Source organism: Variovorax sp. W1I1, from assembly GCF_030815625.1.
In the GTDB taxonomy this organism is placed as follows: Bacteria; Pseudomonadota; Gammaproteobacteria; order Burkholderiales; family Burkholderiaceae_C; genus Variovorax; species Variovorax paradoxus_C.
Genome location: NZ_JAUSWZ010000001.1, coordinates 5,920,126 through 5,943,313 on the forward strand (window position 1 = coordinate 5,920,126; position 23,188 = coordinate 5,943,313).

Annotated in this window: 23 protein-coding genes and 1 pseudogene; 9 read left to right on the forward strand and 15 right to left on the reverse strand. The window is 68.5% G+C overall.

Annotated features, from left to right (window positions below; genetic code table 11):
- Positions 1-5: 5 nt before the first annotated feature.
- Positions 6-863 carry a hypothetical protein gene (locus tag QFZ83_RS27535; protein WP_307511536.1) on the reverse strand — a complete coding sequence of 286 codons (858 nt, stop codon included), beginning with the start codon at positions 861-863 and terminating at the stop codon, positions 6-8.
- Positions 864-1,001: 138 nt separating this feature from the next.
- Here QFZ83_RS27535 and QFZ83_RS27540 point away from each other — a divergent pair, with 138 nt between their 5' ends.
- A complete protein-coding gene (locus tag QFZ83_RS27540) occupies positions 1,002-1,736 on the forward strand; it encodes a helix-turn-helix transcriptional regulator (protein ID WP_013544144.1) in 735 nt (244 codons plus the stop codon).
- Between the two features lie 107 nt (positions 1,737-1,843).
- Here QFZ83_RS27540 and pyrF read toward each other — a convergent pair whose 3' ends face one another.
- Genes pyrF through QFZ83_RS27565 form a run of 5 tightly spaced genes read right to left on the reverse strand, consistent with a single transcriptional unit; the run spans position 1,844 to position 5,583 of the window.
- The gene (pyrF, locus tag QFZ83_RS27545; protein ID WP_307511538.1) at positions 1,844-2,668 is read right to left on the reverse strand and encodes an orotidine-5'-phosphate decarboxylase; all 825 of its coding nucleotides are present in this window, start codon (positions 2,666-2,668) and stop codon (positions 1,844-1,846) included.
- 28 nt (positions 2,669-2,696) lie between these two features.
- On the reverse strand, positions 2,697-3,497 hold the full coding sequence (locus QFZ83_RS27550) for a uracil-DNA glycosylase family protein (protein ID WP_307511539.1): 801 nt from the start codon (positions 3,495-3,497) through the stop codon (positions 2,697-2,699).
- The gene (rimI, locus tag QFZ83_RS27555; RefSeq protein ID WP_307511541.1) at positions 3,497-4,039 is read right to left on the reverse strand and encodes a ribosomal protein S18-alanine N-acetyltransferase; all 543 of its coding nucleotides are present in this window, start codon (positions 4,037-4,039) and stop codon (positions 3,497-3,499) included. Before rimI ends, QFZ83_RS27550 begins: the two co-directional genes overlap by 1 nt.
- The gene (gene tsaB, locus QFZ83_RS27560) at positions 4,036-4,761 is read right to left on the reverse strand and encodes a tRNA (adenosine(37)-N6)-threonylcarbamoyltransferase complex dimerization subunit type 1 TsaB (RefSeq protein ID WP_307511544.1); all 726 of its coding nucleotides are present in this window, start codon (positions 4,759-4,761) and stop codon (positions 4,036-4,038) included. Before tsaB ends, rimI begins: the two co-directional genes overlap by 4 nt.
- Positions 4,762-4,809: 48 nt before the next feature.
- Positions 4,810-5,583: a DeoR/GlpR family DNA-binding transcription regulator gene (locus QFZ83_RS27565; protein ID WP_307511546.1), complete on the reverse strand. Its 774-nt coding sequence runs from the start codon at positions 5,581-5,583 to the stop codon at positions 4,810-4,812.
- Positions 5,584-5,663: 80 nt separating this feature from the next.
- Between QFZ83_RS27565 and QFZ83_RS27570 the strand changes: the two genes are divergently transcribed.
- The 3 genes and pseudogenes from QFZ83_RS27570 (at position 5,664) to QFZ83_RS32805 (ending at position 9,446) form a co-directional block, all read left to right on the forward strand.
- On the forward strand, positions 5,664-6,251 hold the full coding sequence (locus QFZ83_RS27570) for a GDP-mannose pyrophosphatase (RefSeq protein WP_307511547.1): 588 nt from the start codon (positions 5,664-5,666) through the stop codon (positions 6,249-6,251).
- Between the two features lie 28 nt (positions 6,252-6,279).
- A complete protein-coding gene (gene dacB, locus QFZ83_RS27575; RefSeq protein ID WP_307511549.1) occupies positions 6,280-7,704 on the forward strand; it encodes a D-alanyl-D-alanine carboxypeptidase/D-alanyl-D-alanine-endopeptidase in 1,425 nt (474 codons plus the stop codon).
- 157 nt (positions 7,705-7,861) lie between these two features.
- Positions 7,862-9,446 (forward strand): annotated as a pseudogene (locus tag QFZ83_RS32805) (alpha/beta hydrolase family protein).
- Between the two features lie 103 nt (positions 9,447-9,549).
- Here the strand turns inward: QFZ83_RS32805 and QFZ83_RS27585 are convergent.
- The 3 genes from QFZ83_RS27585 to purE are packed head-to-tail and all read right to left on the reverse strand — an operon-like array spanning position 9,550 to position 12,289.
- Positions 9,550-10,551 (reverse strand): L-threonylcarbamoyladenylate synthase, encoded by a 1,002-nt coding sequence (locus QFZ83_RS27585; RefSeq protein WP_307511550.1) that lies wholly within the window; start codon positions 10,549-10,551, stop codon positions 9,550-9,552.
- Positions 10,548-11,741, reverse strand: coding sequence for a 5-(carboxyamino)imidazole ribonucleotide synthase (locus tag QFZ83_RS27590; RefSeq protein WP_307511552.1), 1,194 nt, complete (start codon positions 11,739-11,741; stop codon positions 10,548-10,550). Before QFZ83_RS27590 ends, QFZ83_RS27585 begins: the two co-directional genes overlap by 4 nt.
- Positions 11,738-12,289: a 5-(carboxyamino)imidazole ribonucleotide mutase gene (gene purE / locus QFZ83_RS27595; protein WP_307511554.1), complete on the reverse strand. Its 552-nt coding sequence runs from the start codon at positions 12,287-12,289 to the stop codon at positions 11,738-11,740. The genes QFZ83_RS27590 and purE overlap by 4 nt, the downstream gene beginning before the upstream one ends.
- 36 nt (positions 12,290-12,325) lie before the next feature.
- On the opposite strand from purE, the gene QFZ83_RS27600 reads away from it, so the two are divergent.
- From QFZ83_RS27600 to QFZ83_RS27615, 4 genes are all read left to right on the forward strand, one after another.
- Positions 12,326-13,246 carry a tetratricopeptide repeat protein gene (locus QFZ83_RS27600; protein WP_307511557.1) on the forward strand — a complete coding sequence of 307 codons (921 nt, stop codon included), beginning with the start codon at positions 12,326-12,328 and terminating at the stop codon, positions 13,244-13,246.
- Between the two features lie 125 nt (positions 13,247-13,371).
- The gene (locus QFZ83_RS27605; protein WP_013544157.1) at positions 13,372-13,680 is read left to right on the forward strand and encodes a helix-turn-helix domain-containing protein; all 309 of its coding nucleotides are present in this window, start codon (positions 13,372-13,374) and stop codon (positions 13,678-13,680) included.
- A 41-nt stretch (positions 13,681-13,721) separates the two neighbouring features.
- Positions 13,722-15,011 carry a type II toxin-antitoxin system HipA family toxin gene (locus QFZ83_RS27610; RefSeq protein WP_307512826.1) on the forward strand — a complete coding sequence of 430 codons (1,290 nt, stop codon included), beginning with the start codon at positions 13,722-13,724 and terminating at the stop codon, positions 15,009-15,011.
- A 65-nt stretch (positions 15,012-15,076) separates the two neighbouring features.
- Positions 15,077-15,517, forward strand: coding sequence for an META domain-containing protein (locus tag QFZ83_RS27615; RefSeq protein WP_307511559.1), 441 nt, complete (start codon positions 15,077-15,079; stop codon positions 15,515-15,517).
- Positions 15,518-15,623: 106 nt separating this feature from the next.
- Here QFZ83_RS27615 and QFZ83_RS27620 read toward each other — a convergent pair whose 3' ends face one another.
- The 4 genes from QFZ83_RS27620 to QFZ83_RS27635 form a co-directional block, all read right to left on the reverse strand.
- Positions 15,624-16,529 (reverse strand): phosphoribosylaminoimidazolesuccinocarboxamide synthase, encoded by a 906-nt coding sequence (locus QFZ83_RS27620; RefSeq protein WP_042577435.1) that lies wholly within the window; start codon positions 16,527-16,529, stop codon positions 15,624-15,626.
- 108 nt (positions 16,530-16,637) lie between these two features.
- A complete protein-coding gene (fba, locus tag QFZ83_RS27625; protein ID WP_042577434.1) occupies positions 16,638-17,702 on the reverse strand; it encodes a class II fructose-bisphosphate aldolase in 1,065 nt (354 codons plus the stop codon).
- 64 nt (positions 17,703-17,766) lie between these two features.
- Positions 17,767-18,696 (reverse strand): alpha/beta hydrolase, encoded by a 930-nt coding sequence (locus QFZ83_RS27630; RefSeq protein WP_307511563.1) that lies wholly within the window; start codon positions 18,694-18,696, stop codon positions 17,767-17,769.
- A 35-nt stretch (positions 18,697-18,731) separates the two neighbouring features.
- On the reverse strand, positions 18,732-19,217 hold the full coding sequence (locus QFZ83_RS27635) for an Lrp/AsnC family transcriptional regulator (protein WP_307511565.1): 486 nt from the start codon (positions 19,215-19,217) through the stop codon (positions 18,732-18,734).
- Between the two features lie 136 nt (positions 19,218-19,353).
- Here QFZ83_RS27635 and QFZ83_RS27640 point away from each other — a divergent pair, with 136 nt between their 5' ends.
- A complete protein-coding gene (locus tag QFZ83_RS27640; RefSeq protein ID WP_307511567.1) occupies positions 19,354-20,370 on the forward strand; it encodes a 1-aminocyclopropane-1-carboxylate deaminase in 1,017 nt (338 codons plus the stop codon).
- A 73-nt stretch (positions 20,371-20,443) separates the two neighbouring features.
- Here the strand turns inward: QFZ83_RS27640 and pyk are convergent, their stop codons facing one another.
- Both pyk and QFZ83_RS27650 read right to left on the reverse strand, forming a co-directional pair.
- Positions 20,444-21,892 (reverse strand): pyruvate kinase, encoded by a 1,449-nt coding sequence (gene pyk, locus QFZ83_RS27645; protein ID WP_013544165.1) that lies wholly within the window; start codon positions 21,890-21,892, stop codon positions 20,444-20,446.
- Positions 21,893-21,979: 87 nt separating this feature from the next.
- Positions 21,980-23,173, reverse strand: a complete 1,194-nt coding sequence (locus QFZ83_RS27650) for a phosphoglycerate kinase (RefSeq protein WP_307511569.1) — start codon at positions 23,171-23,173, stop codon at positions 21,980-21,982.
- Positions 23,174-23,188 lie beyond the last annotated feature (15 nt).

Below are 23,188 nucleotides of genomic sequence, written 5' to 3' on the forward strand. Positions count from 1 at the left end.
TCTCCTCAGGCCGTCATTGCGGCTGCGTCGGGATTGTGCCGCAGCAGGTCCGCTTGCCAGCCCTTCTCGAGCGACCTGAGCGCCAGCAGAACCGGCAGGCCCGCCAGCGCCGCCGTCAGGTGCTTGAGCGTGTGGCCGGAGACCAGGTGCTGCGTCGCCTCGTAGATCTGCCGGTCGCCCAGCTCGAAGGCCTTGGCCAGTGCGTAGAAGAAGATCACCCAGCCCAGCTTGAGCCCCACCGCGCCGCGCATCGGCGCGGCCAGCGCCAGGGTGAGCACCAGCGCCATGCCGCCGAACTGCACCAGCGCCCAGGGCATGACGTTGCCGGTTTCCTGCGACACCTCGGCCGCCAGCAGGCCGGCCGTCAGGATGAACCAGGCAGCGGGCCAGCCGGCGCGCTGGCTCACCCGTTCGCACACCGCGATGCCGATCAGTCCGGCAAAGGCCACCGCCATGCCTGCGCGGTCCGCCGCGAGCCTGGGGGCGTCGGGCATCAGGTGATAGAAGGCCGAGCCGGCGGCGGTGGCGACGAGGCCGGCGAAGAAGAGCCAGGCGCAGTCCAGGGTGTTGTCCGGCGGATCGCTGGCGGGCGGCGCGAGTGGAAATTCGGCCAGCGCCTCCTGGTGCGAGCGGTCGATCCGGTTGAGGCGATACAGCCCGAGGAAGCCGATGACCACGAAGGGCAGGTTGCTCAGCACGTCCATCGCGTTCGGCAGCCCGTGCCAGGCCCGGTTGTCCGCGAAGACCGAGGCGAACGCCACGTCGGCAGCCGGCAGCGCGGGGCCGAAGAAGGCGAGCAGCGTGAGCAGCGCGAAGGTGAAGAGCAGGGCGCGTTCGCGGCGGCTGAAAGTGGGCAGGAGCATGGCGGACCTCGGTGGGTGGGTAACGAGCCGCGGAATTTAGTTGCCAGCCTCTCTGGCGGCATCGAGAATCGATACGAGGCACTATTTCACACCCAACGGTATCCTTTTCTAATACCCATCCAGCGCCCCGCACCCCTCATGAGCACCACCGTCGACCTCGTACTCGCCCTCAAGAACGAACTCAAGAACGCCCGCATGACCTACGCCGACCTGGCCCGGTCGCTCGACATGGCCGAATCCAGCGTCAAGCGGATGCTGGCCAAGAGCGACATGCCGCTGTCGCGCGTCGATGCCATCTGCCGGGCCCTGAAGATCGATTTCGCCGAACTCGCCCGCCGCGTGGCCGACGCCCAGCCGCTGCTCAAGGAACTGACGCAGGAGCAGGAAAAGGCAGTGGTCAAGGACAAGAAACTGCTGCTGGTGGCCATCAGCGTGCTGAGCCAGTGGACGCTGGAGCAGATCGTGACGGCCTACCGGATCAGCGAGGCCGAGTGCATCGGCTGCCTCGCGCAACTCGACCGCATCGGCATCATCGAGCTGCGCCCGCTCAACCGGTATCGCCTGAAGCTCGCGAAAACCTTCCGCTGGCGGCCGCACGGACCGGTGATGGAGTTCTTCCGCGAGAACGTGGTGCTCGACTACTACCGCGGCGGCTTCGACGGCCCGGCCGAGGGCCTGCTGCTGGTGCACGGCTCGATCAGCCGCTCGCTGGCGCCGGCCTTCCTGGAGCGCCTGCAGCGCGTGGCGCAAGACTTCGCGCAGCAGCACCAGACCGACCAGAAGCTGTCGGCCAAGGACCGCGAGGGCTACACGCTGCTGCTGGGGATGCGCAATTGGGAGTTCGAGCTCTTCACCCGCCTCCGCCGAGCCTGAAAACGATGTCCGGACGCGGAGGCACGCCCCCGCACCGTTCGGGCTGAGCTTGTCGAAGCCTTGCGCGGCGCTTCGGCAGGCTCAGCGTGAACGGCTGATCGGCCGCCTCAGGGCTTGGCGGCTTCGAGCGCGTCGCGGGTGGCGCGCGCGGCGTTCTTGGCGGCGTCCGCGAAGTCTTCGCCCGACGAGGCGTAGATGATCGCTCGCGACGAGTTCACGATGATCGGCGCATCGGCCCGCCAGCCGGCACGCACCGTGGCGACCGCATCGCCGCCCTGGGCACCGACGCCCGGAATCAGCAGCGGCACCGTCGGTGCCAGCGCGCGCACACGCTCGATTTCCGCCGGGTAGGTCGCGCCCACCACGAGGCCGAGCTGGCCGTTGAGGTTCCACGGCCCTTGCGCCAGCTTGGCGACGTGCTCGTAGAGGAAGGGCTGGCCTTCGATGTCCGCCAGCCGCTGGCCCTGCAGGTCGGCGCCGCCCGGGTTGCTGGTGCGGCACAAGAGGAACGCGCCCTTGCCTTCGTGCTTGAGGTACGGCGCCACCGAGTCGAAGCCCATGAAGGGCGAGAGCGTCACCGCGTCGGCGCCGTAGCGTTCGAAAGCCTCGATGGCGTATTGCTCGGCGGTCGATCCGATGTCGCCGCGCTTGGCGTCGAGGATCACCGGCACGTGGGGCGCGTTGCGGCGCATGTGCTCCATGAGTTTTTCGAGCTGGGCTTCGGCGCGGTGCGCGGCGAAGTAGGCGATCTGCGGCTTGAAGGCGATGACCAGGTCGGCCGTCGCGTCGACGATGCGCGCGCAGAAGTCATAGATGCTGCCGGCGTCGTCCTTGTATCCCCCGGGAAACCTGGCTGGCTCGGGATCGAGCCCCACGCAGAGCAACGAACCGTTTTTTTGCTGTGCGGCGGCCAGCTTGTCGAGAAAAGTCATGGGGGCCGATTTTAAGGACCCCATTTCGTCAGCCCTGCTTCGAGGGCGTTTGCTGTTCCGCGGCAAGGCACAGGTCGGCCCAGGCGCGCGCCTTGTCGGCGGGATTCCGCAGCAGGTACGCCGGGTGGTAGGTCGCCACCACCGGCACGCCATTGATCGACGCCAGCGGCACCGCGCGGCCGCGCAGCTTGCCCAGCGGATCGCCGCTCTGCATCAGGCTTTGCGCGGCTAGCGGGCCCATCGCCAGCACGACGCTCGGCGCCAGCGCAGCGGCGTGCTTCGCGAAGGCTTCGTCCATCTGGCGCGGGCTGCCGGGCTGGGCGGCGGCCACGCCGCGGTGCGTGCGCATGAGATGCACCGGCGTCTTGCCGTCGTGCAGCTTCAGGGCGCGCAGCATGTTGTCGAGCAGCCGGCCGGCATCGCCCGAGAAAGGCTCGCCGTGGCGGCCGTCGGCCTCGGGGGGCATGTCGGCCACGACGAGCCAGCCGCCTTGCGGGGAAGCCGGGGCTTCGGCCGCGTCGGCATAAAGGCGGCAGGGCGCTTCGACGAGCACGGCGGCGCCTTGCGTTGGCGTCACCGCAGGGCGTGCAACCGGCGCGGATGCCGCCACGGGCCTTGCGACAGGCGCAGGCGCTGGCGCGGCAACCGGCGCTTCCGCCACGTACCGCTCGGCGACGGGTTCCGGTGCCGCCGCGACCGCTTCTTCGGCGACCGGCGCAGCCTCGACCACTTCGGCCGCCTGAGGGACGGGCCACCAGACCTTCACCCCCATCTCGTCGAGCATCGCGCGCTGGCGCGCATCGAGCTTCAGTGTCTGCACGGCGGTCATTACTTCAGGGCTCCCCAGGCGGAGCCTGTTTCGTTCAAACGCAAACTCATCACGACCGCGTCTTCGCGCTTGCCTTCGAACGCCGGGTAGTAGCCCTTGCGCACGCCGACGCTGCGAAAACCCTGGCGCGCGTAGATCTCCAGCGCGCGCCGGTTGCTCTCGCGCACCTCCAGCCAGAGCCACTGCGCGCCCTCGGCGCGCGACCAGCCGGTGAGCGCCTCCAGCATCAGCGGCGCCCAGCCCTGGCGCTGGAAGGCCGGCGCCACGGTGATGTTGAGCAGATGCACCTCATCGACGCCCTTCATGGCGACGAAATAGCCGATCAGCGTTTCGCCCAGGCTGGTGACCGGCGAGGTCACGCCCTCTGCGAGGCCGGGTGCCAGCAGGCACTGGCAGTGATAGCCCACGGCCATCGAATCGGTGAAGTTCGCGCGCGTCCAGGGGTGCGTGTAGGCCATCTGCTCGACCGCGCAGACGGCCTCGATCCGCTCGATGGTGAGCGGATCGAGGCGGGCTTCGACGGGCTGGAGGACAGCGCTCATGCGGTGGTGGGTGGCGTCACAGCGGCAGCAGCCGCCGCCTTGATGGCGGCGCGCTCCTCGGTGGTTTGCGCCACTTTATCGCGAACATAGAGCGGCCAGGCCTGTGCGGATGGCACGATCCGCCCGGCCGCGAGCAGCGCGGGCGCCAGCCGCAGCATCGCGGTGGCGGTCGGCAGCACTTCGTGGCGGGCAGTGGCCGGCGCCAGGCGCGGGCCGTAGGCGGCTAAGGCATTGCCGGCGAGCGACCAGCCCGCGGGCACTTCGAGCGCCTCGGGCGCCAGCAGCAGCGGCTCGTCGTCCCCGCCGAGCGGGCCGGCCGCATCGAAGTCGTAGCGCGCGGCGTAGAGCTGGTCCATGCGCGCGTCGAGCACGGCGACCACCTGCCGGGCGCCGAAGGCGTGGCGCGCCTCCTCGGCCACGGCCAGCAGCGTGTCGACCGGCAGCAGCGGCACGTTGGCGCCGAAGGCCAGGCCCTGCGCCACCGAGCAGGCTGTGCGCAGGCCCGTGAAAGAACCCGGTCCGCGGCCGAAGACGATGGCATCGAGATCGGCCAGCGCCAGCCCGGCGTCGGCCAGCAATTGCTGGATCAGCGGCAGCAGCGTGGTCGAGGCCTGCGCGCCGCCTGCGCCGCTGTGTGCGAGCAGCTGCTCGCCGTTCTGCACGGCCACCGACAGGTGCTCGGTGCTGGTGTCGAAGGCGAGGAGGCGGGACGCAGTGGGCATCCCCCGATTATCGAGGGCGCTCCGAGGCGATGTCCGCACGGGGATGTATCAGCCGGCACCCGGATCGTCGCTGCGCAGGATGGCGAGCCCGGCCTTGCGCAGCGGCGCCAACGCCTTGGCGGGCGCGTCCGGCGATACCAGCAAGCTCGTCGCCGCGGTGACGGGGTTGATCACCCAGGCCGACGCCACGCCGAGCTTTTCGGACGAAGCCAGCACCACCGTCTCGGCGGACGCCGCCATCAGCGCGCGCTTGATCTCGGCCTCCTCGATGTTGCCGGTGGTCAGCCCGGCCTCGGCGTGCACGCCCACGACGCCCATGAAGTACGTGTCGGCGTGAACCCGCGCGATGGCGCCCATGGCCGCGGCACCCACCGCCACCAGCGAGTGCTTGAAGAGCCGCCCGCCGATCAGCACCACCTCCAGCTGCGTGTGCGACACCAGCTCGATCGCCACCGAGGGGCTGTGCGTCACCACCGTGGCCTGCAGGTTCTTCGGCAGATGGCGCGCGAGCTGCACGGCGGTGGTGCCGCCGTCGATGAAGACCACCTGCCCCGGCTTCACAAGGCGCGCGGCGGCGCGGCCGATGGCCACCTTCTCGTCGGGCGCGAGCTGCTGGCGGCTGGCGAAATCGGTGTCGGCCGGCGCAATGGGCAGCGCGCCGCCGTGCACGCGCTGCAACAGCCCTTCGGCCGCCAGCTCGCGCAGGTCGCGCCGAATCGTGTCTTCGGAGAGCGCGAGTTCTTCGCTGAGCGACTTGGCGACGACATTGCCGTCGCGCTGCAGGACCGAGAGGATGTGTTGCTTGCGCTGGCGGGTGAGCATCGGCCGATGGTAGCCGGGCTGCACGATTTCTGCACGAAATTTCTTGTTATTGCACGAATCTGCGCATATGCTCGCCGCCCATGACCATTCATGACCGCGTCCGGGTGCACGAAGTCACCCTCCTTTCCGACAACTGGTACACGCTCAGGACCACCCGCTTCGAGTGGCTGCGCAACGACGGCCAATGGCAGCGCATGGACCGCGAGACCTACGACCGCGGCAACGGCGCGACGTTGCTGCCCTACAACCTCGCGCAGCGCACGGTGCTCCTGACGCGGCAGTTCCGCTATCCGGCCTTCGTCAACGGGCACGACGACCTGCTGATCGAGGCTGCCGCGGGCCTGCTCGACAACGCGGCGCCCGAAGAGCGCATCCGCGCCGAGGTCGAGGAAGAACTCGGCTACCGCCTCGGGACCGTGCAGAAGATCTTCGAGAGCTTCATGAGCCCGGGTTCGGTGACCGAGAAGCTGCACTTCTTCATTGCGCCCTACGAGCCCGCGATGCGCATCGGCAGCGGTGGCGGGCTGGCCGAGGAAGGCGAGGACATCGAGGTGCTCGAACTGGGCATCGACGAGGCGCTCGCGATGGTGGCGGACGGCCGCATCGCCGACGCCAAGACGGTGATGCTGCTGTATCACGCGAAGCTGCACGTCTTTGCCGCGGCGTAGCTGCAAACGTGATCGGGATAATCGCCCGATGCCTTTCGCCACCCGCCTGATCCCGTCCCTCTTCGTCTTCCTTGCCACGCTGGTTTCGGCCAGTGCCTTCGCCCAGCAGGCCCTCCCCACCGGCGTCGAAGCCGCCCTGGCGCGCGCCAAGGTGTCGCGCGAAACGGTGACGATGCTGGTGGTCGATGCCGACGGCACCCGCCCGCCGCGCCTGGCCTGGCGCTCGCAGGTGCCGGTGAACCCGGCGTCGATGATGAAGCTGGTCACCACCTACGCGGCGCTCGACCTGCTCGGCCCCGCCTACAGCTGGAACACGCCGGTGTACGTCGAGGGCACGGTGAACAACGGCGTGCTCGACGGCAACCTCTACATCAAGGGCCAGGGCGATCCGAAGCTGGTGCTCGAACGCGTGTGGCTGATGCTGCGCCACGTGCAGGGCCTGGGCATCACCACGGTGAGCGGCGACATCGTGATCGACCGCAGCGCCTTCGAGAACACGGCCGAGAACGATCCGAGCGCCTTCGACGGCGAGCCGCTGCGGCCCTACAACGCGTCGCCCGATGCGCTGTTGATCAACTTCAAGTCGGTCAACATGACCTTCGCGCCCGACCGCGCCGGGCAGATCGCACGCGTGAGCTACGAGCCGCCGCTCGCGAGCGTGGCGATGCCGGCCACGGTGCCGCTCGTGCCCGGCGAATGCGGCGACTGGCGCACCGCGCTCAAGACCGACTTCAGCGACGTCAACCGCATCCGCTTCAACGGCGGCTTCCCGGCCGCCTGCGGCGAGAAGAGCTGGGCCGTGGCGTACGGCGATCCGCGCACCTACAGCCTCCGCGCGATCGGCGGCATGTGGGCCGAGATGGGCGGGCGCGTCGGCGGCCAGATGCGCGAAGGCCGCGTGCCTGCGAGCTTGAAGCCGGCCTTCGAGTTCGGCTCGCCGCCACTCGCCGAGGTGATCCGAGACATCAACAAGTACAGCAACAACGTGATGGCGCAGCAGGTGTTTCTGACCATCGGCCTCACGCAGAAGAGCCGCGGCACCTTCGAGGCCTCGCGCAGCGCGCTGGGCCAGTGGTGGCGCGACCGCATCGGCACCGGCGAGGCGCAGCCGGTGTTCGAGAACGGCTCGGGCCTGTCGCGCGACGAGCGCATCAGCGCCGCGGCGCTGGGCAAGATGCTGCAGGTGGCGTGGCGCTCGCCGGTGATGCCGGAGCTGATGTCCTCGCTGCCCGCCTCGGGCGTCGATGGCACGCTGAAGAAGCGGGCGCTGCGCTCGGGCGGTGCCGCGCACCTGAAGACCGGCACGCTGCGCGATGCCTCGGGCGTGGCCGGCTACGTGCACGGCGCGAGTGGCCGGCGCTATGTGCTGGTGGCCATCGCGAACGGCGAGAACGCGGGCGCCACGCGCACCGCGTTCGACGCGCTGGTCGACTGGGCTGCGCAGGACAACTGACCGACGACAAACGGCTGCCTCGCCGCGGCTTCGGCCAGCCTTGTACTGAAAACTTCTGTAGGTGTAGGCCGCTTGCGCGCGGCCATGGCGCTGCCCAGAATCGGACGCTCGTTCGGTTCAACACTCAGCGATACAGCGCCACAGCAGGAGACACGCCTTGAACAAGCCGCAACCACAACGACCCACCACCCCGCTGCACAGGACGGTGGCCCTTGCCGGCGTCACGCTGCTGCTAGCAGCCTGCGGGGGCGGCGGAGATGGAGGCGGCATCGGCGTCGGCTTCCCGCCGCCCGTCACCGACACCGGGCGCGGCTCGGTCGTCACCAATCCGCCCGCGCAGGTCACGCGGCTGTCGGTCGACCAGTTCAAGACGCTGCTGGGCGCCGACGACAAGGGCCGCGCGCTGCTGCAGGTCGCGGGTACGCCCAAGTGCGGCATCGACACGCGCTACCTCGAATACCGCACCGTCGGCGGCAAGGGCGAAGCCACCACCGCCACGGCCGCGATCATGGTGCCCTCGGGCACCGACGTGGCCTGCAATGGCGCGCGGCCGGTGGTGCTCTACGCCCACGGCACGAACGCCGCGCGCGACTACAACCTCGCCAAGTGGACCGACATCAACCAGGCCGCCGCCGGGGAGGGCGTGGTGGTCGCCGCCATGCTCGCAGCCCAGGGCTACATCGTGGTGGCGCCCAACTACGCGGGCTACGACAAGTCGACCCTGGCCTACCACCCGTACCTGAACGGCGACCAACAGGGCAAGGACATGGTCGATGCGCTCACCGCCGCGCGCAAGACCTTCTCGGGCATCGATGCGAACGACGCGGGCTCGCTCTTCATCACCGGCTACTCGCAGGGCGGCTACGTCGCGATGGCCGCGCACCGCGAGATGCAGGCCACGGGCAGGACGGTGACGGCCTCGGCGCCGCTGTCGGCGCCCTCGGCCATCAGCCTCCTGACCGACTACACCTTCCAGGGCTGGCCGGCGCTGGGCGCGACGCTCTTCGTGCCGCTGCTCTCGACCAGTTGGCAGCAGCAGTTCGGCAACGTCTACAACGCCACCGGCGACGTGTACGAAGCGCAATACGCCACCGGCATCGACACCCTGCTGCCGAGCGCGACGCCCGACACGCTGTTCTCCGGCGGCAAGCTGCCGCAGCTCGCGCTGTTTCCGGCCAACGCGACGCCGGGGCCGGTGAGCCCCGACCTGTCGATCTTCTACGGCGCCAACAACCTGGTGCGCCAGAGCTACCTCACGCAGGCGGCCGGCGATGTCCAGTCCAACCCCTGCCCCGGCAACGCGCTGCCCGCGACGGCGGCATCGCTGAGCTCGACGTCGCCGCTCAATTGCAGCCCCTCGACGGGCTTTCGCAAGGCGGCGCTGGCCAACGACCTGCGCAACTGGGTGCCGACCCGGCCGGTGCTGATGTGCGGCGGCGCCAACGACCCGACGGTGAACTTCGTCAGCACCCGCGCCACCGCGGGCTACTTCCGCGCGAAGGGCATGCCGGCTTCGGCGTTGGCGGTGGTGGACCTGGAGGATTCGGGCGCGACCGACGCCTACTCGGCCGCCCGTGCCGGCTTCGCGCAGGCCAAGGGCACGCTCGCGCAGAACACGCCGGGCAGCAACGCCGACAAGGCACGCGCGGTCACGGCCGCGTACACACGGCACGCTGGCGCCGCCGTTCTGCCTGGCGGCAGCGCGTGGGTTCTTCCAGGGCGTGCTGGCCGCGGGGGGCTAAGGCTCGCCTGCCCCCAAGGCTGCGCGCACTTCGTGTCGCGCGCGCCTTCCCCTGCCGGGGCAACACCGGAGGCCCGGCCAAGCCGGTTCCTCGGTGTTCTGGGTCAGGCGGCCGAGGCTCGCTGGAGCCGGTCGCGCACACCTTCCCATTCGGGTGTGTCGGGCGGCGTCTCGACCCAGATCAGCTTGACGCCCTGCGCGTCGAACTCGCGCAGCACCGCGAAGAGCTGATGCGCGCTGGCCGCCGCGTCGTCGGGCATGCGCCGCTGCAGCACGCGCTGCGAACGGCAGCGCAGGCTGGTGCGCGACCAGACGGCGATGTGCGCGGCATTGGCGCCGAGCACATCGAGCCCGGTCTGCAGCGCCTTCGCATCCATCAACCGCACCTTGGCATTCGGCGCGTAGTGCGCCTCGAGCGTGCCCGAGGCGCGTGGGTCCGGGGTTTCGAGCACGTCGCGGTCGCTGAGCTTTTCGCCGCAGGCCGCTTCGATCTGGGCCCGCGTGATGAGGCCCGGGCGCAGCAGCACGGGCGCGCCGCGGCTGCAGTCGACGATGGTCGATTCGATACCGACCTCGCAGGCGCCGCCGTCGACCACCGGCACCGCCTCGCCGAACTCCTCGTACACATGCTGGGCCGTGGTCGGGCTCACGCGGCCGAAGCGGTTGGCGCTCGGTCCGGCGACGCCCGGCACGCCCTGCTCGGCGCAAGCTTCGAGCAGCGCCTGGGCCACGGGGTGCGAGGGGCAACGGAGGCCGATGGTGTCCTGCCCGCCCGCCGCAGCGGCGCCCACGCCGGGCTGGCGCGTGACGATCAGCGTGAGCGGACCGGGCCAGAAGGCCTGCACCAGCTTCTGCGCGAAGAGCGGCAGCGGCTGGGCGAAGCGCGAGAGCGCCTCGGTGCCCTTCATGCCGGCCGCAACGTGAACGATCAACGGATGGTCGGCGGGCCGCCCCTTGGCCTTGAAGATCCCGGCCACGGCCATGTCGCTGCTCGCGTCGGCACCCAGGCCGTAGACGGTCTCGGTCGGGAAGGCGACCAACCCGCCCGCGCGCAACATGCGCACCGCCTCGGCGATGGCTTCAGGGGATTGGCCGTCGAGGATCATGCGAGGCCGGTCACTTCCACCGGCGGCAGTCCCAGCAGTTGGGCAGCCTGCGAGGCGTTGGCGCGCACGCTCTCCAGCGTGGCGCCGGTGAGGGTCAGGTGGCCCATCTTGCGGCCGTGCCGCGGCTCGATCTTTCCGTAGAGGTGCAGGTGCACGCCGGGCAGCGCGAGCACGTCGCTCCAGCGCGGCGAGACGGGTTTCTCTTCACCCGAGGTGAACCACAGGTCGCCCAGCAGGTTCAGCATGATCGCGGGGCTGTGCTGACGCGGCGGCGCGAGCGGCAGGCCGGCGAGGGTGCGCACCTGCAGTTCGAACTGCGACACGTCGCAGGCTTCCATCGTGTAGTGGCCGCTGTTGTGCGGACGCGGGGCCATTTCGTTGACCACCAGCGAACCGTCGGCCAGTGCGAAGAACTCGACGCACAGCACGCCCACGTAGCCCAGGCCGTTGGCGATGCTTTTCGCGGAATTGACCGCGCCCTGCGCCACCGTCTTGGGCATGTTCAGCGCATGCACCTCGGTGACGGCCAGGATGCCGTCGCGGTGCAGGTTGCGCTGGGCCGGGAAATGCACGATCTGCCCGTCGCGGCCGCGCGCGAGGATCACCGAGCATTCGAATTCGAGCGGCAGCAGCTTCTCGAGCACGCAGGGCACGCAGCCCGAGGCCTGCCAGGCCTCGACCAGCTCGGCGCGGGTCTTCACGCGCTGCTGGCCCTTGCCGTCGTAGCCGAGGCGCGCGGTTTTCAGGATGCCGGGCAAGAGGTGGTCTTCGATGGCGGCGAGCTGCGCGGCCGTCTCGATGACCGCGTACGGTGCGCAGGGCACGCCGCAGCGGGTGAAGTGGGCCTTCTCGGCGATGCGGTCCTGCGCGATGGCGATGGCCGAGGCGGCGGGTGATACCGGTCGGGCGACCGCCAGATGTTCCAGCGAGGGCGCTGGCACGTTCTCGAACTCGGTCGTCACCGCGTCGGCGAGGCCGGCGAGGCGGGCGAGGCCGTCGACATCGGCGTAGTCGCTGTGGATGTGGTGGTGGCTCACCCGGCCGGCGGGGCTGTCGGCATCGGGGTCGAGCACCGCCGTGAAGTAGCCCATGCGCTGGGCCGCGTGCGCGAACATGCGGCCCAGCTGGCCGCCCCCGAGCACGCCGAGCGTGGCGCCCGGGAGGATGGGCAGGTCGCCGTTCTGGGTCACAGGGCACCTCCGCCTTGCGGCGAGAAAGGAGAAACGGCGGGCGCTTCGCCGGCAGGGGCCGGCGGCAGCGTCATGGCTTCGGCGGCGGCGGTCTGGGCCGTGCGGAAGGCGTCGAGCTTCGCGCGGAGCGCCGGGTTGTTCACCGCCAGCATCGCCACAGCGAACAGCGCCGCGTTGGCCGCGCCGGCATTGCCGATCGCGAAAGTGGCCACCGGCACGCCCTTGGGCATCTGCACGATGCTGTAGAGGGAATCGACGCCCCGCAGGTGGCGGCTGGCCACCGGCACGCCGAGCACCGGCACCGTGGTTTTCGAGGCCAGCATGCCCGGTAGATGGGCCGCGCCGCCCGCGCCCGCGATGATCGCGGTGAGCCCGCGCCCGGCGGCGCTTTCGGCGTACGCGAACAGCGCATCGGGCATCCGGTGGGCCGAGACCACCTTTGCTTCGTGCCCGATTCCGAATTGCTGGAGAATCTCGACCGCGTTGCGCATCGTCTCCCAATCGGAGCTCGAGCCCATCACTACACCGACCTGAATGGTTTCGTTCATGGTTTCAATTTTACGTTTCACCCCCAGTTGGTTCCGATGATCGACATCACTCTCGAAAATTTCCAGGCCGAGCTGATCGAAGGCTCCGTCGCCACGCCGGTGCTGCTGGACATCTGGGCCGAATGGTGCGGCCCCTGCAAGCAGCTCGGACCGGTCCTCGAAAAGCTTGAGGTCGAGTACGCCGGCCGCTTCACGCTGGCCAAGCTCGATGCCGACAAGGTGCCGCAGATTTCGTCGCAACTGTCCGAGATGTTCGGCGTGCGCAGCATCCCGTTCTGCGTGATGTTCAAGGACGGCCAGCCGGTCGACGGCTTCGTCGGCGCCATTCCGGCCGAGAAGATACGCGAGTTCCTCGACAAGCACGTGCCCGGTGCCGACGAGGCCGAAGCCGCGTCGGAAGAAGCCGCCGCGCAGGAAGCGCTGGCCGAGGGCGACACGGAGGGCGCGCTCGAGAAGCTGCAGCACGCGGTGGCCACCGATCCCGCCAACGACGACGCCCGCTTCGACTACATCAAGCTCCTGCTGCAGGAAGGCCGCGTCGACGATGCCAAGGTCGCTTTTGCACCGGTGATCGCCAAGACCGCGCTCGTGCGCCGCTTCGACTCGCTGCAGCGCTGGATGGACGCCATCGACTTCGCGGCGCCCGTCACCGGAGCCGCACCCGCGATCGCCGAGTTCGACGCGAAGATCGCCGCCAACAAGCGCGACTTCGACGCCCGCTTCGGCCGCGCCCGCCTCCTGATGGCCGAACAGCGCTGGACCGACGCGATGGACGAACTGCTCGACATCCTGATGCGCGACAAGACCTGGAGCGAAGACCTCGCCCGCAAGACCTACATCGCGATCCTCGATGTGATCGAGCCGCCGAAGGTGAAGGTGGCCGACGGGCAGATTCCGCCGGACGATCCGGTCGTGGCCACCTACCGCCGTCGGCTCAGCAGCGTGGTACTGAGCTGAAAACTTAAAATGCGCAGCTTGATGCGCATTGAATTGAAAAAGCGACCCAAGGGTCGCTTTTTTATTGCTTGCTTATCCCTAAATAGATAGTATTGCTACTCAATTTGAAGAAAAAGCGTACGCCAATGCTCCAACTCACCGAAGAACTCGAAAAAGCCCGCAAGGCCGGCGGCCTGAGCCAGGAAGCACTGGCCACCCAGGCCGGCCTTTCGCGCATGACGGTGCAGCGCATCGAAAGCGGCCAGATCGATCCGCGGCTGTCGACGCTGCTCGAAATGGCGCGCGTGCTGGGGCTCGAGCTGATGCCCGTACCCGCCACCCTGCGCCCGCAGCTCGAGGACTTCGTGCGCTCGGGCGGCCGCCTGCTCGGCCAGCCGGCGGGCGTGGGCGCACCGCCGTCCATTGCGCAGAGCCTGGCTGACGAGAGCCGGTGAGCACCCGCGCCGCGTTCAACACCGGCATCCGCTACCTGCGGATGCATCTGCATGCGCCAGACGGCAGGCGGCGCGCCATCGGCTATCTTTCGCAATACGGCGACATCCTTCGCGTGTCGTTCGACGAGGCGTACATCGCCGACCCCGGCCGCCCGACGCTTTCGCTCGCCTACCGCGGCGCCGACGAAGCCGCGACCCGCGCGATCCTGGCCTCGGCGCGCGACACCCGCGTCTCGCGCAGCGACGGCCACTGGCCGAGCTACTTCCAGAACCTGCTGCCCGAAGGCCACAACCGCGAGCGCCTCGCGCAGCAGCGCGGCTGCGCGGCCGACGACGAGTTCGAACTGCTCGCCGCCGCCGGCCACGATCTGATGGGCGCGCTCGAGGTCGAGCCTGTGCCCACGGCCGAAGGCATTCCCGACACCGTGCGCCACTGGCACACCGCGCTCGGGCTGGACGTGCTGGAGCCCGGCTTCGTCGAGATGCCGGTGGAAGACGCCGCCGCCATCCCAGGCGTGGTGACCAAATTTTCAGCGGTGCAGGATGGGCGCCGCTACGTGGTGCGGCGCCATGGGGCCGCGGGCTCCTTCATCCTCAAGCTGCCGAGCACGCGGCATCCGGACCTGGTCGACAACGAGTTCACCGGCTATCGCCTCTGCGGCGCGCTCGGCCTCGATTGCGCCGAAGCCAGCGTGATCGGCCGCGCCGACGCCGACCTCCCCGAGCAGGTGCGCTTCGAGCAGATCCTCGCGGTGCGCCGCTTCGACCGCACGCCGGAAGGTGGGCGCATCCACATGGAAGAGTTCGCGCAGGTGCTGCAGTACGAGCCCCGGCAGAAATACGGCCGGGGCCTCGCGGTCGACTGGCCCGCGATGCTGCGCGTGCTCGACCGCCTCTCGCCCAACCCGGTGGCGGACGTGCGCGAGTGCGTGCGCCGAATCGTCGCGTTCATCCTGCTGGGCAACAGCGACGCCCACCTGAAGAACTGGGCGCTGCGCTACCCCGACGGCGTGGCGCCGGTGCTCGCGCCGCTCTACGACCCGGTGTGCGTGGCCGCCTTCTTCGAGGATGTGCCCGCCGGCGACTACGGCGTGAACCGCGCGATCGACGCCAAGCTGCGCGCCTTCGACTGGCCGGCGCTCGACGCCCTGCTGCGCTCGGCGGGCCTGCTGCGTCCGGCGCGGCTCATGGCGATTGCCCGCGACACGGTGCGCCAGGCGCAGGCCGAATGGCCCGCACTGCTCGCCCAGGACGGCACGCCAGCCAGCGTGCGGCGCTGCGTGGAGGCCCGGCTGGCGGGCGGCGTGGCGCTGGCGTCATTGGCGAGCTGAGCCACGTCGCATACGATGGCGCCCGATTTCATCTTGTTGCAGATTCTCAAAAGGAAAGACTGGCCATGCGTTCCTTCGCCCGCCACATCGCGCTCCCCGTGCTTGCCACGGCCGCGCTGCTGACCACCTTGACCGGCTGCGGGAGCGGCATCAGCCTGGACGAACCCATCGAAGGCCCGGTGTGGCGCCTCGCGCAGCTGGGCGACGAGCCCATCGCGCCGGGCGGCGATGCGCAGATCCAGTTCGACCGCAGCAGCGGGCGCGTGAGCGGATCGGGCGGATGCAACCGCGTGTCGGGTACGTTCACCCGCAGCGGCATCACGCTGAAGATCGGGCAGTTGGCTTCCACGCGCATGGCCTGCGCCGACCCGGTGCGCGGGGCCAACGAGGCGCAGTTCCTCTCGGCCCTGCAGAGCACGACGAGCTACAGCCTTGCGCCGGGGCGTCTCGCGCTGCTCGACGCCGGCGGGCGGACCGTCGCGACGTTGAGTTCAGGGAGCCGCTGACGGCGGCCGCCGCCGGGCCGCCCCAAGGCGAGCCGCGCCTCCCTCTCGGGGGGGTGGCGAATTACACGCAGCGAAGCGAAGTGAAAAGCCGGGGGGGCTCTACAAATCAGCCGGTGAGACGCTCCAGCGCCTCACGATACTTGGCCGCAGTCTTCTCGATTACCTCAGCCGGCAGGCGCGGCGCCGGCGGCGTCTTGTCCCAGGGCTTGCCGTTGATCTTCGTGGCCTCGAGCCAGTCGCGCACGAACTGCTTGTCGTAGCTCGGCGGATTGGTGCCGGCGGCCAGCGCGGCTTCGTAGCCTTCGACGGGCCAATAGCGCGAGCTGTCGGGCGTGAGCACTTCGTCCATCAGCACCAGCGTGCCGGCTTCGTCCAGGCCGAATTCGAACTTGGTGTCGGCAATGATCATTCCCTTGGTCAGGGCGATCTGCGCGGCGGTTTCGTAGATCGCGATGCTGGTCTCGCGGATCTGCTGGGCCAGCTTGGGGCCGACGATCTCGACCACGCGGTCGTAGCTGATGTTCTCGTCGTGCTCGCCGGCCGCGGCCTTGGCGGCGGGCGTGAAGATCGGGCGCGGCAGCTTGCTCGCGTTGGTCAGGCCCTCGGGCAGCGGCACGCCGCAGACCGAACGCGATTCCTGGTATTCCTTCCAGCCGCTGCCCGCCAGGTAGCCGCGCACCACGGCCTCGACCGGGATCGGCTTCAGGCGCTTGACCAGCATCGAACGCTTGGTGACCTGGGGCACCTCTTCGGCGGTGACCACGCTCTCGGGCGCATCGCCGGTCAGGTGGTTGGGGCAGAGCTGGCCGAGCCGCTCGAACCACCACAGCGCCATCTGCGTGAGGATCTCGCCCTTGCCGGGAATCGGCTCGCCCATGATCACGTCGAAGGCGCTCAGCCGGTCGCTCGCAACCATCAGGATGCGGTCCTCGCCGACGGCGTAGTTGTCGCGCACCTTGCCGCGCGCAAGCAGGGGCAGGCTCTGGATGGAGGAGGTGTGGACGGTGGTCATGGGCGCAAAGAGGGGGAGATGCTGTGGGGAAACGGGTGACGGGAAAGCGGATTGTGCGCGCAGAAAAAAGCCACCGCGAACGGTGGCCTTCGAATCGCGGGGAAGTTTTTAGACGACTTCCTGGGCCAGTTCGCCCTTGGCGTACCTGGCGGCGACCACCTGCAGCGTGTCGCCCTTGATCTTGGCGCCCTGGCCTTCGCAGCCGAACTCGATGTAGCGCTGCTTGCAGATCAGCTTGGCGGCTTCGCGCGCGGGCTTGAGCCATTCGCGGGCGTCGAACTTCTCGGGGTTTTCGGCCAGGAACTTGCGCACCGCACCGGTCATGGCCAGGCGGATGTCGGTGTCGATGTTGATCTTGCGCACGCCGTGCTTGATAGCTTCCTGGATTTCCTTGACGGGCACGCCGTAGGTTTCCTTCATGTTGCCGCCGTACTGGCGAATGATCGCCAGCAGTTCCTGCGGCACGCTCGACGAGCCGTGCATCACCAGGTGGGTGTTGGGAATGCGGCGGTGGATTTCCTTGATGCGGTCGATCGCCAGGATGTCGCCGGTGGGCTCGCGGGTGAACTTGTAGGCGCCGTGGCTGGTGCCGATGGCGATGGCCAGCGCGTCGATCTGGGTGCGCTTGACGAAGTCGGCGGCCTGCTCGGGGTCGGTGAGCAGTTGCTCGCGCGTCATGGTGTCGTCGGTGCCGTGGCCGTCTTCCTTGTCGCCCTTCATGGTTTCGAGCGAGCCGAGGCAGCCGAGCTCGCCTTCGACGGTCACGCCCAGGCGGTGGGCCATGTCCGACACCTTCTTGGTGACGTCCACGTTGTAGTCGTAGCTGGCGATGGTCTTGCCGTCGGCTTCGAGCGAGCCATCCATCATCACCGAGCTGAAGCCCAGGTCGATGGCGCCCTTGCAGACGTCGGGGTTCTGGCCGTGGTCCTGGTGCATGACCAGCGGGATGTTCGGGTACTGCTCGATCGCGGCCTGGATCAGGTGCTTGATGAAGGCTTCGCCGGCGTATTTGCGGGCGCCTGCACTGGCTTGCAGGATGACGGGGGCGCCGGTTTCCTTGGCGGCCTCCATCACGGCCTGGACCTGTTCGAGATTGTTGACGTTGAAGGCCGGGATGCCGTAGCCATTGGCTGCGGCGTGGTCCAGCAGTTCGCGCATCGAGACGAGTGCCATGGGAAATACCTCGCGGGAATTAGGGGAAAAAGAAGGCTGAAAGACGAGAAAAACTGCCGTAATTCTACCGAGCCCCCTTGTGGGACAGGACTGACGCCAACCCGAGGAAGTCCATGACCGGCGGTAGCACCGGACCGCCCAGCCACTGCACCGGCTTGCCGAAGGCGCCGATCAGCGTGACGTGGCTCAGGTTGTCGAACAGCCGCACCTGCACCGGAACCCCGGCGGCGCGGAGGGCCGCGGCCATCTGGCCGGTGTTGCGGTCGGGGTAGACGAGGTTGTCCTTCGATGCCGCCATGAGCAGCGCGCGAGGCGATGCCGCGCTGGCGTGCGCGAGCGGCTGGGAGTCGCGCGGCGTGTTCGGCCAGTTGAAGGCGGCCCGCGCCTGCGGATCGCCGATGGGCAGGAAGTCGTAGGGGCCGGCCAGGCCGATCCAGCCCGCGAGCTGCCGGGGGCTGGCGCCGAGTTCGCCGAGCCAGCGATCGTCCAGCGCCACCATCGCGGCGTTGTAGCCGCCCGAGCTGTGGCCCATCACGTAGACCTGCTTCGGGTCGGCGCCGAGCTGCGCGGCGTTGTCGAGCGCCCATTTCACGGCCAGCGCGCTGTCGCGTACGAAGACGGGGTAGGTGAAGGCGGGAGAGAGCCCGTAGTCGGGGATCACAACCACTGCGCCCCGGGCGGCCAGCGCCTCGCCGACGAACTTGTAGCTCGCGCGGTCGCCGCTGGTCCAGGTGCCGCCGAAGAAGAACACCACCAGCGGCCGCGCGCCCCGTGCCGGCGGCGTGACGGGCAGCGGCTGGTACACGTCGAGTTGCTGCCGGGGGGCTGCGCCATAGGCGATGCCGCCCTGGAACTGGTAGGTGTCTTCCGGCACCAGCCCGTTGAGCACCTTGATTGGCGAGCAGGCCGACAGCACGGCGGCTGCGGTCACGGTAAAGGCGGTGGTGATGGCGCTGCGGCGCCGGCGCAGGGACGCGAAGGTGGGAAAGCTCATCGCACCAGTACGCACGCGGGCGCGCCGCGGTTTCGTCAGATCGGAAGCTGCGTCGTCGACAGCACCTGCTTCAGGACCATGAAGGTGCGGATCTGCCGCACGCCCGGCAAGTACAGCAATTGCTCCGCGTGCAGGCGGTTGAAGCTGTCGTTGTCGCGGGTGCGCACGAGCATGAAGTAGTCGAACTCGCCCGAGACCACGTGGCATTCGAGGCAGCCCGAGACCTTCTGCGCGGCCTTCTCGAAATCGGCGAAGGAATCGGGCGTGGAGCGGTCGAGCACCACGCCGATCATCACCAGCATGCCGACCTCCAGCGCGTCCGGATCGAGCAGCGCGACGATGCCCTTGATGAACCCGGCCTCCTTCAGGCGCTCGACGCGGCGCAGGCATGCGGGGGCACTCAGATTGACCTTGGCGGCCAGGGCCACGTTCGATACCGAGGCATCGCGCTGCAACGCGCGCAGGATGGCGCGATCGGTGCGATCGAGTTCCAACGGGGGACGCAACTTTATTGTGCTCATGCAGCCATCCTTGAACTGAAAAACTTCTATTGTCGAATATTGCCTTCTTTTTTCCCGAAATCATTCAGAAATTCGCAAGCACGTTGCGAGCGCTTCTTCCTACGATCAATGGCTTCAACCCCTCGGAGCCGCGTCGATGAACCTGAAGAAATTTCCCCGCCATGCCCTGACCTTCGGCCCCACGCCGATCCATCCGCTCAAGCGCCTGAGCGCCCACCTGGGCGGCAAGGTCGAGCTCTACGCCAAGCGCGAGGACTGCAACAGCGGCCTTGCCTTCGGCGGCAACAAGACCCGCAAGCTCGAATACCTGATCCCCGAGGCGCTCGAAGGCGGCTACGACACGCTGGTGTCCATCGGCGGCATCCAGTCGAACCAGACTCGTCAGGTCGCCGCCGTGGCTGCGCACCTGGGCCTCAAGTGCGTGCTGGTGCAGGAGAACTGGGTCAACTACTCCGACGCGGTGTACGACCGGGTCGGCAACATCGAGATGTCCCGCATCATGGGCGCCGACGTGCGCCTCGACGCCGCGGGCTTCGACATCGGCATCCGCAAGAGCTGGGAAGACGCGATGGAAAGCGTGCGCCAGGCCGGCGGCAAGCCTTTTCCGATTCCGGCGGGTTGCTCCGAGCATCCGAGGGGCGGCCTGGGCTTCGTGGCCTTCGCCGAAGAAGTGCGCCAGCAGGAAGCCGAGCTGGGCTTCAAGTTCGACTATGTCGTGGTCTGCGCCGTGACCGGCAGCACGCAGGCCGGCATGGTGGTCGGCTTCGCAGCCGACGGCCGCGCCGACCGCGTGATCGGCATCGACGCCTCGGCCAAGCCGCAGCAGACCTTCGAGCAGATCCTGCGTATCGCGAAGAACACCGCCGAACTGGTCGAGTTGGGCCGCGATATCACCGAGAAGGACGTGGTGCTCGACCGCCGCTTCGGCGGCCCGGAATACGGCCTGCCGAACGAAGGCACGCTGGAGGCGATTCGCCTCTGCGCGCGCTTCGAAGGCATGCTGACCGACCCCGTGTACGAGGGCAAGTCGATGCACGGGATGATCGAGAAGGTGCGGCTCGGGGAGTTTCCGGCTGGATCGAGGGTGCTGTACGCCCATCTGGGCGGCGTGCCGGCACTGAACGCCTACAGCTTCCTGTTCCGCAACGGCTGAACGGGCCGACGGGCTGAATCACGCAACGAAAAAGGCCGGCATTCGCCGGCCTTTTGCCTTGCTGAGCGCGTGCTCAGCTCGCGCGGCAAATCTTCAGCATGTTGGTGCCGCCCGGGGCGCCCATCGGCTCGCCGCAGGTGATCGCGTACACGTCGCCGCTCTGCACGATGCCGCGCTTCTTCAGATGGTTCTCGGCCTGCTGCAGCGCGGTGTCGCGGTCGCTTTCCGAATCCATCAGGAGCGGGCGCACGTTGCGGTACAGCGCGAGCTTGCGCTGCGTGGCGAGGCGCGAGGTCAACGCGTACATCGGGATGTGCGCGCGGTGGCGGCTCATCCACAGGATGGTGGAGCCCGACTCGGTCAGCGCCACGATGGCCTTTGCGCCCAGGTGATGCGCAGTGAAGAGGGCGCCCATGGCAATCGACTGGTCGATGCGGCTGTAGGCCTTGCCGCTGAAATCGGCGTCGAGCGTCTTGTCTTCGGCGGCCTCGGCGGCTTCGCAGATGCGGCTCATCTCCTGCACGGTTTCCAGCGGGTAGCGGCCCGAGGCGGTTTCGGCGGAGAGCATCACGGCGTCGGTGCCGTCGAGCACGGCGTTCGCCACGTCGCTCACTTCGGCGCGGGTGGGCACGGGGTTGGTGATCATCGATTCCATCATCTGGGTCGCGGTGATCACCACCTTGTCCATGTCGCGCGCCATGCGGATCATCTTTTTCTGCAGCGCGGGCACGGCGGCATTGCCGACTTCAACGGCCAGGTCGCCGCGGGCGACCATGATGCCGTCGCTGGCGCGCAGGATCTCTTCGAGCTTCGGAATGGCTTCGGCGCGCTCGATCTTGGCGATCATGCCGGGCTTGTGACCGTACTCGGCGGCCGCCACGTTGCACAGCTGGCGGGCCATTTCCATGTCGGTGGCGTTCTTCGGAAAGCTCACGGCCACGTAGTCGGCCTGGAAGCTCATCGCAGTCTTGATGTCTTCCATGTCCTTGGCGGTCAGCGCAGGGGCGGTGAGGCCGCCGCCCTGCTTGTTGATGCCCTTGTTGTTCGAGAGCTCGCCGCCCAGCTTGACGATGGTGTGCACCGCTTCGCCCTTGACGCCTTCGACCGTCAGCACGATGAGGCCGTCGTTCAGCAGCAGCTTGTCGCCCGGCTTCACATCGCGCGGCAGGTCCTTGTAGTCGAGGCCCACGGCGTCGATGTCGCCCAGCTCGGTGCGCGAGGCGTCGAGCACGAACTTGGCACCCGCCTCGAGCATCACCTTGCCCTGCGCGAACCGGCCGACGCGGATCTTGGGACCCTGCAGGTCGGCCATGATGGCTACTTCGCGGCCTGCCTTCCGGGCAGCTTCGCGAACCATGGTGGCGCGGTCGATGTGGTCCTGCGCGGTGCCGTGGCTGAAGTTGAGGCGCACCACGCTGACCTTGGCCTGGATCATCTTTTCCAGCAGTTCGGGGGTGCTGGACGCCGGGCCGAGCGTGGCAACGATCTTGGTGGCGTGGCGGGGGATGCGATCCGTGCTCATGAAGTTGGTCTCCGTTTTGTATTCGCTACTGTATACACTTTGTGTGTCTGACGGAAGTCACCCTCGCGAGATTCCCCGCCGCCGAGGTCAGCCGGCCGCGCGCTTGCTCAGGATTTCGAAGGCCGGCAGGGTCTTGCCCTCCAGCACTTCGAGGAAGGCGCCGCCGCCGGTCGAGATGTAGCCGACCTGCTTTTCGATGCCGTACTTGGCAATGGCCGCCAGCGTGTCGCCGCCGCCGGCGATCGAAAACGCGCTGCTCTCGGCGATCGCCTGCGCGATGGCCTTGGTGCCGCCCGCGAACGCATCGAACTCGAACACGCCAACCGGACCGTTCCAGACGATGGTGCCGGCTTCGCGCAGCTGCGCAGAAAGAATCGCGGCCGTCTTCGGACCGATGTCCAGGATCAGGTCGTCGTCGGCAACATCGCTCGCGTCCTTGACGGTGGCGGGCGCATCGGCCGCGAAGGTCTTCGCCGTGACAACGTCCACCGGGATCGGCACGTCGGCGCCGCGCGCGCGCATGGCTTCGATCACTGCCTTGGCCTGGTCGATGAGGTCGGGCTCGGCCAGCGACTTGCCGATCGAAAGGCCCGCGGCCAGCATGAAGGTGTTGGCGATGCCGCCGCCGACGATCAGCTGGTCCACATTGGCCGACAGGCTCTTCAGGATGGTGAGTTTGGTGCTGACCTTCGAGCCCGCCACGATCGCCACCAGCGGCCGCTTGGGCTGGGCCAGCGCCTTGGTGATGGCGTCGATCTCGGCTGCGAGCAGCGGGCCGGCCGCGGCGATCTTGGCGAACTGCGCAATGCCGTAGGTGGTGGCCTCGGCGCGATGCGCGGTGCCGAAGGCATCGTTCACATAGATGTCGGTGAGCGCGGCGAGCTTGCGAGCCAGCGCCTCGTCGTTCTTCTTCTCGCCCTTGTTGACGCGGCAGTTCTCCAGCAGCACGACCTGCCCGGGCTTGACGTCGACGCCGTCGACCCAGTTGGCGACCAACGGCACATCGCGGCCGAGCAGTTCGCCCAGGCGCTTGGCCACGGGAGCGAGCGAGTCTTCGGGCTTGAATTCACCCTCGGTCGGGCGGCCCAGGTGCGAGGTGACCATCACGGCCGCGCCGGCGTCGAGCGCCAGCTGGATGCACGGCACCGAGGCGCGGATGCGCGTGTCTTCGGTGATGTTGCCTTGGTCGTCCTGCGGCACGTTGAGATCGGCACGGATGAAGACGCGCTGGCCGGCGGCCTTGCCCTCAGCGCAGAGGTCGGTGAATCGAATGACGTTCATGGGTCTCTGGAGATA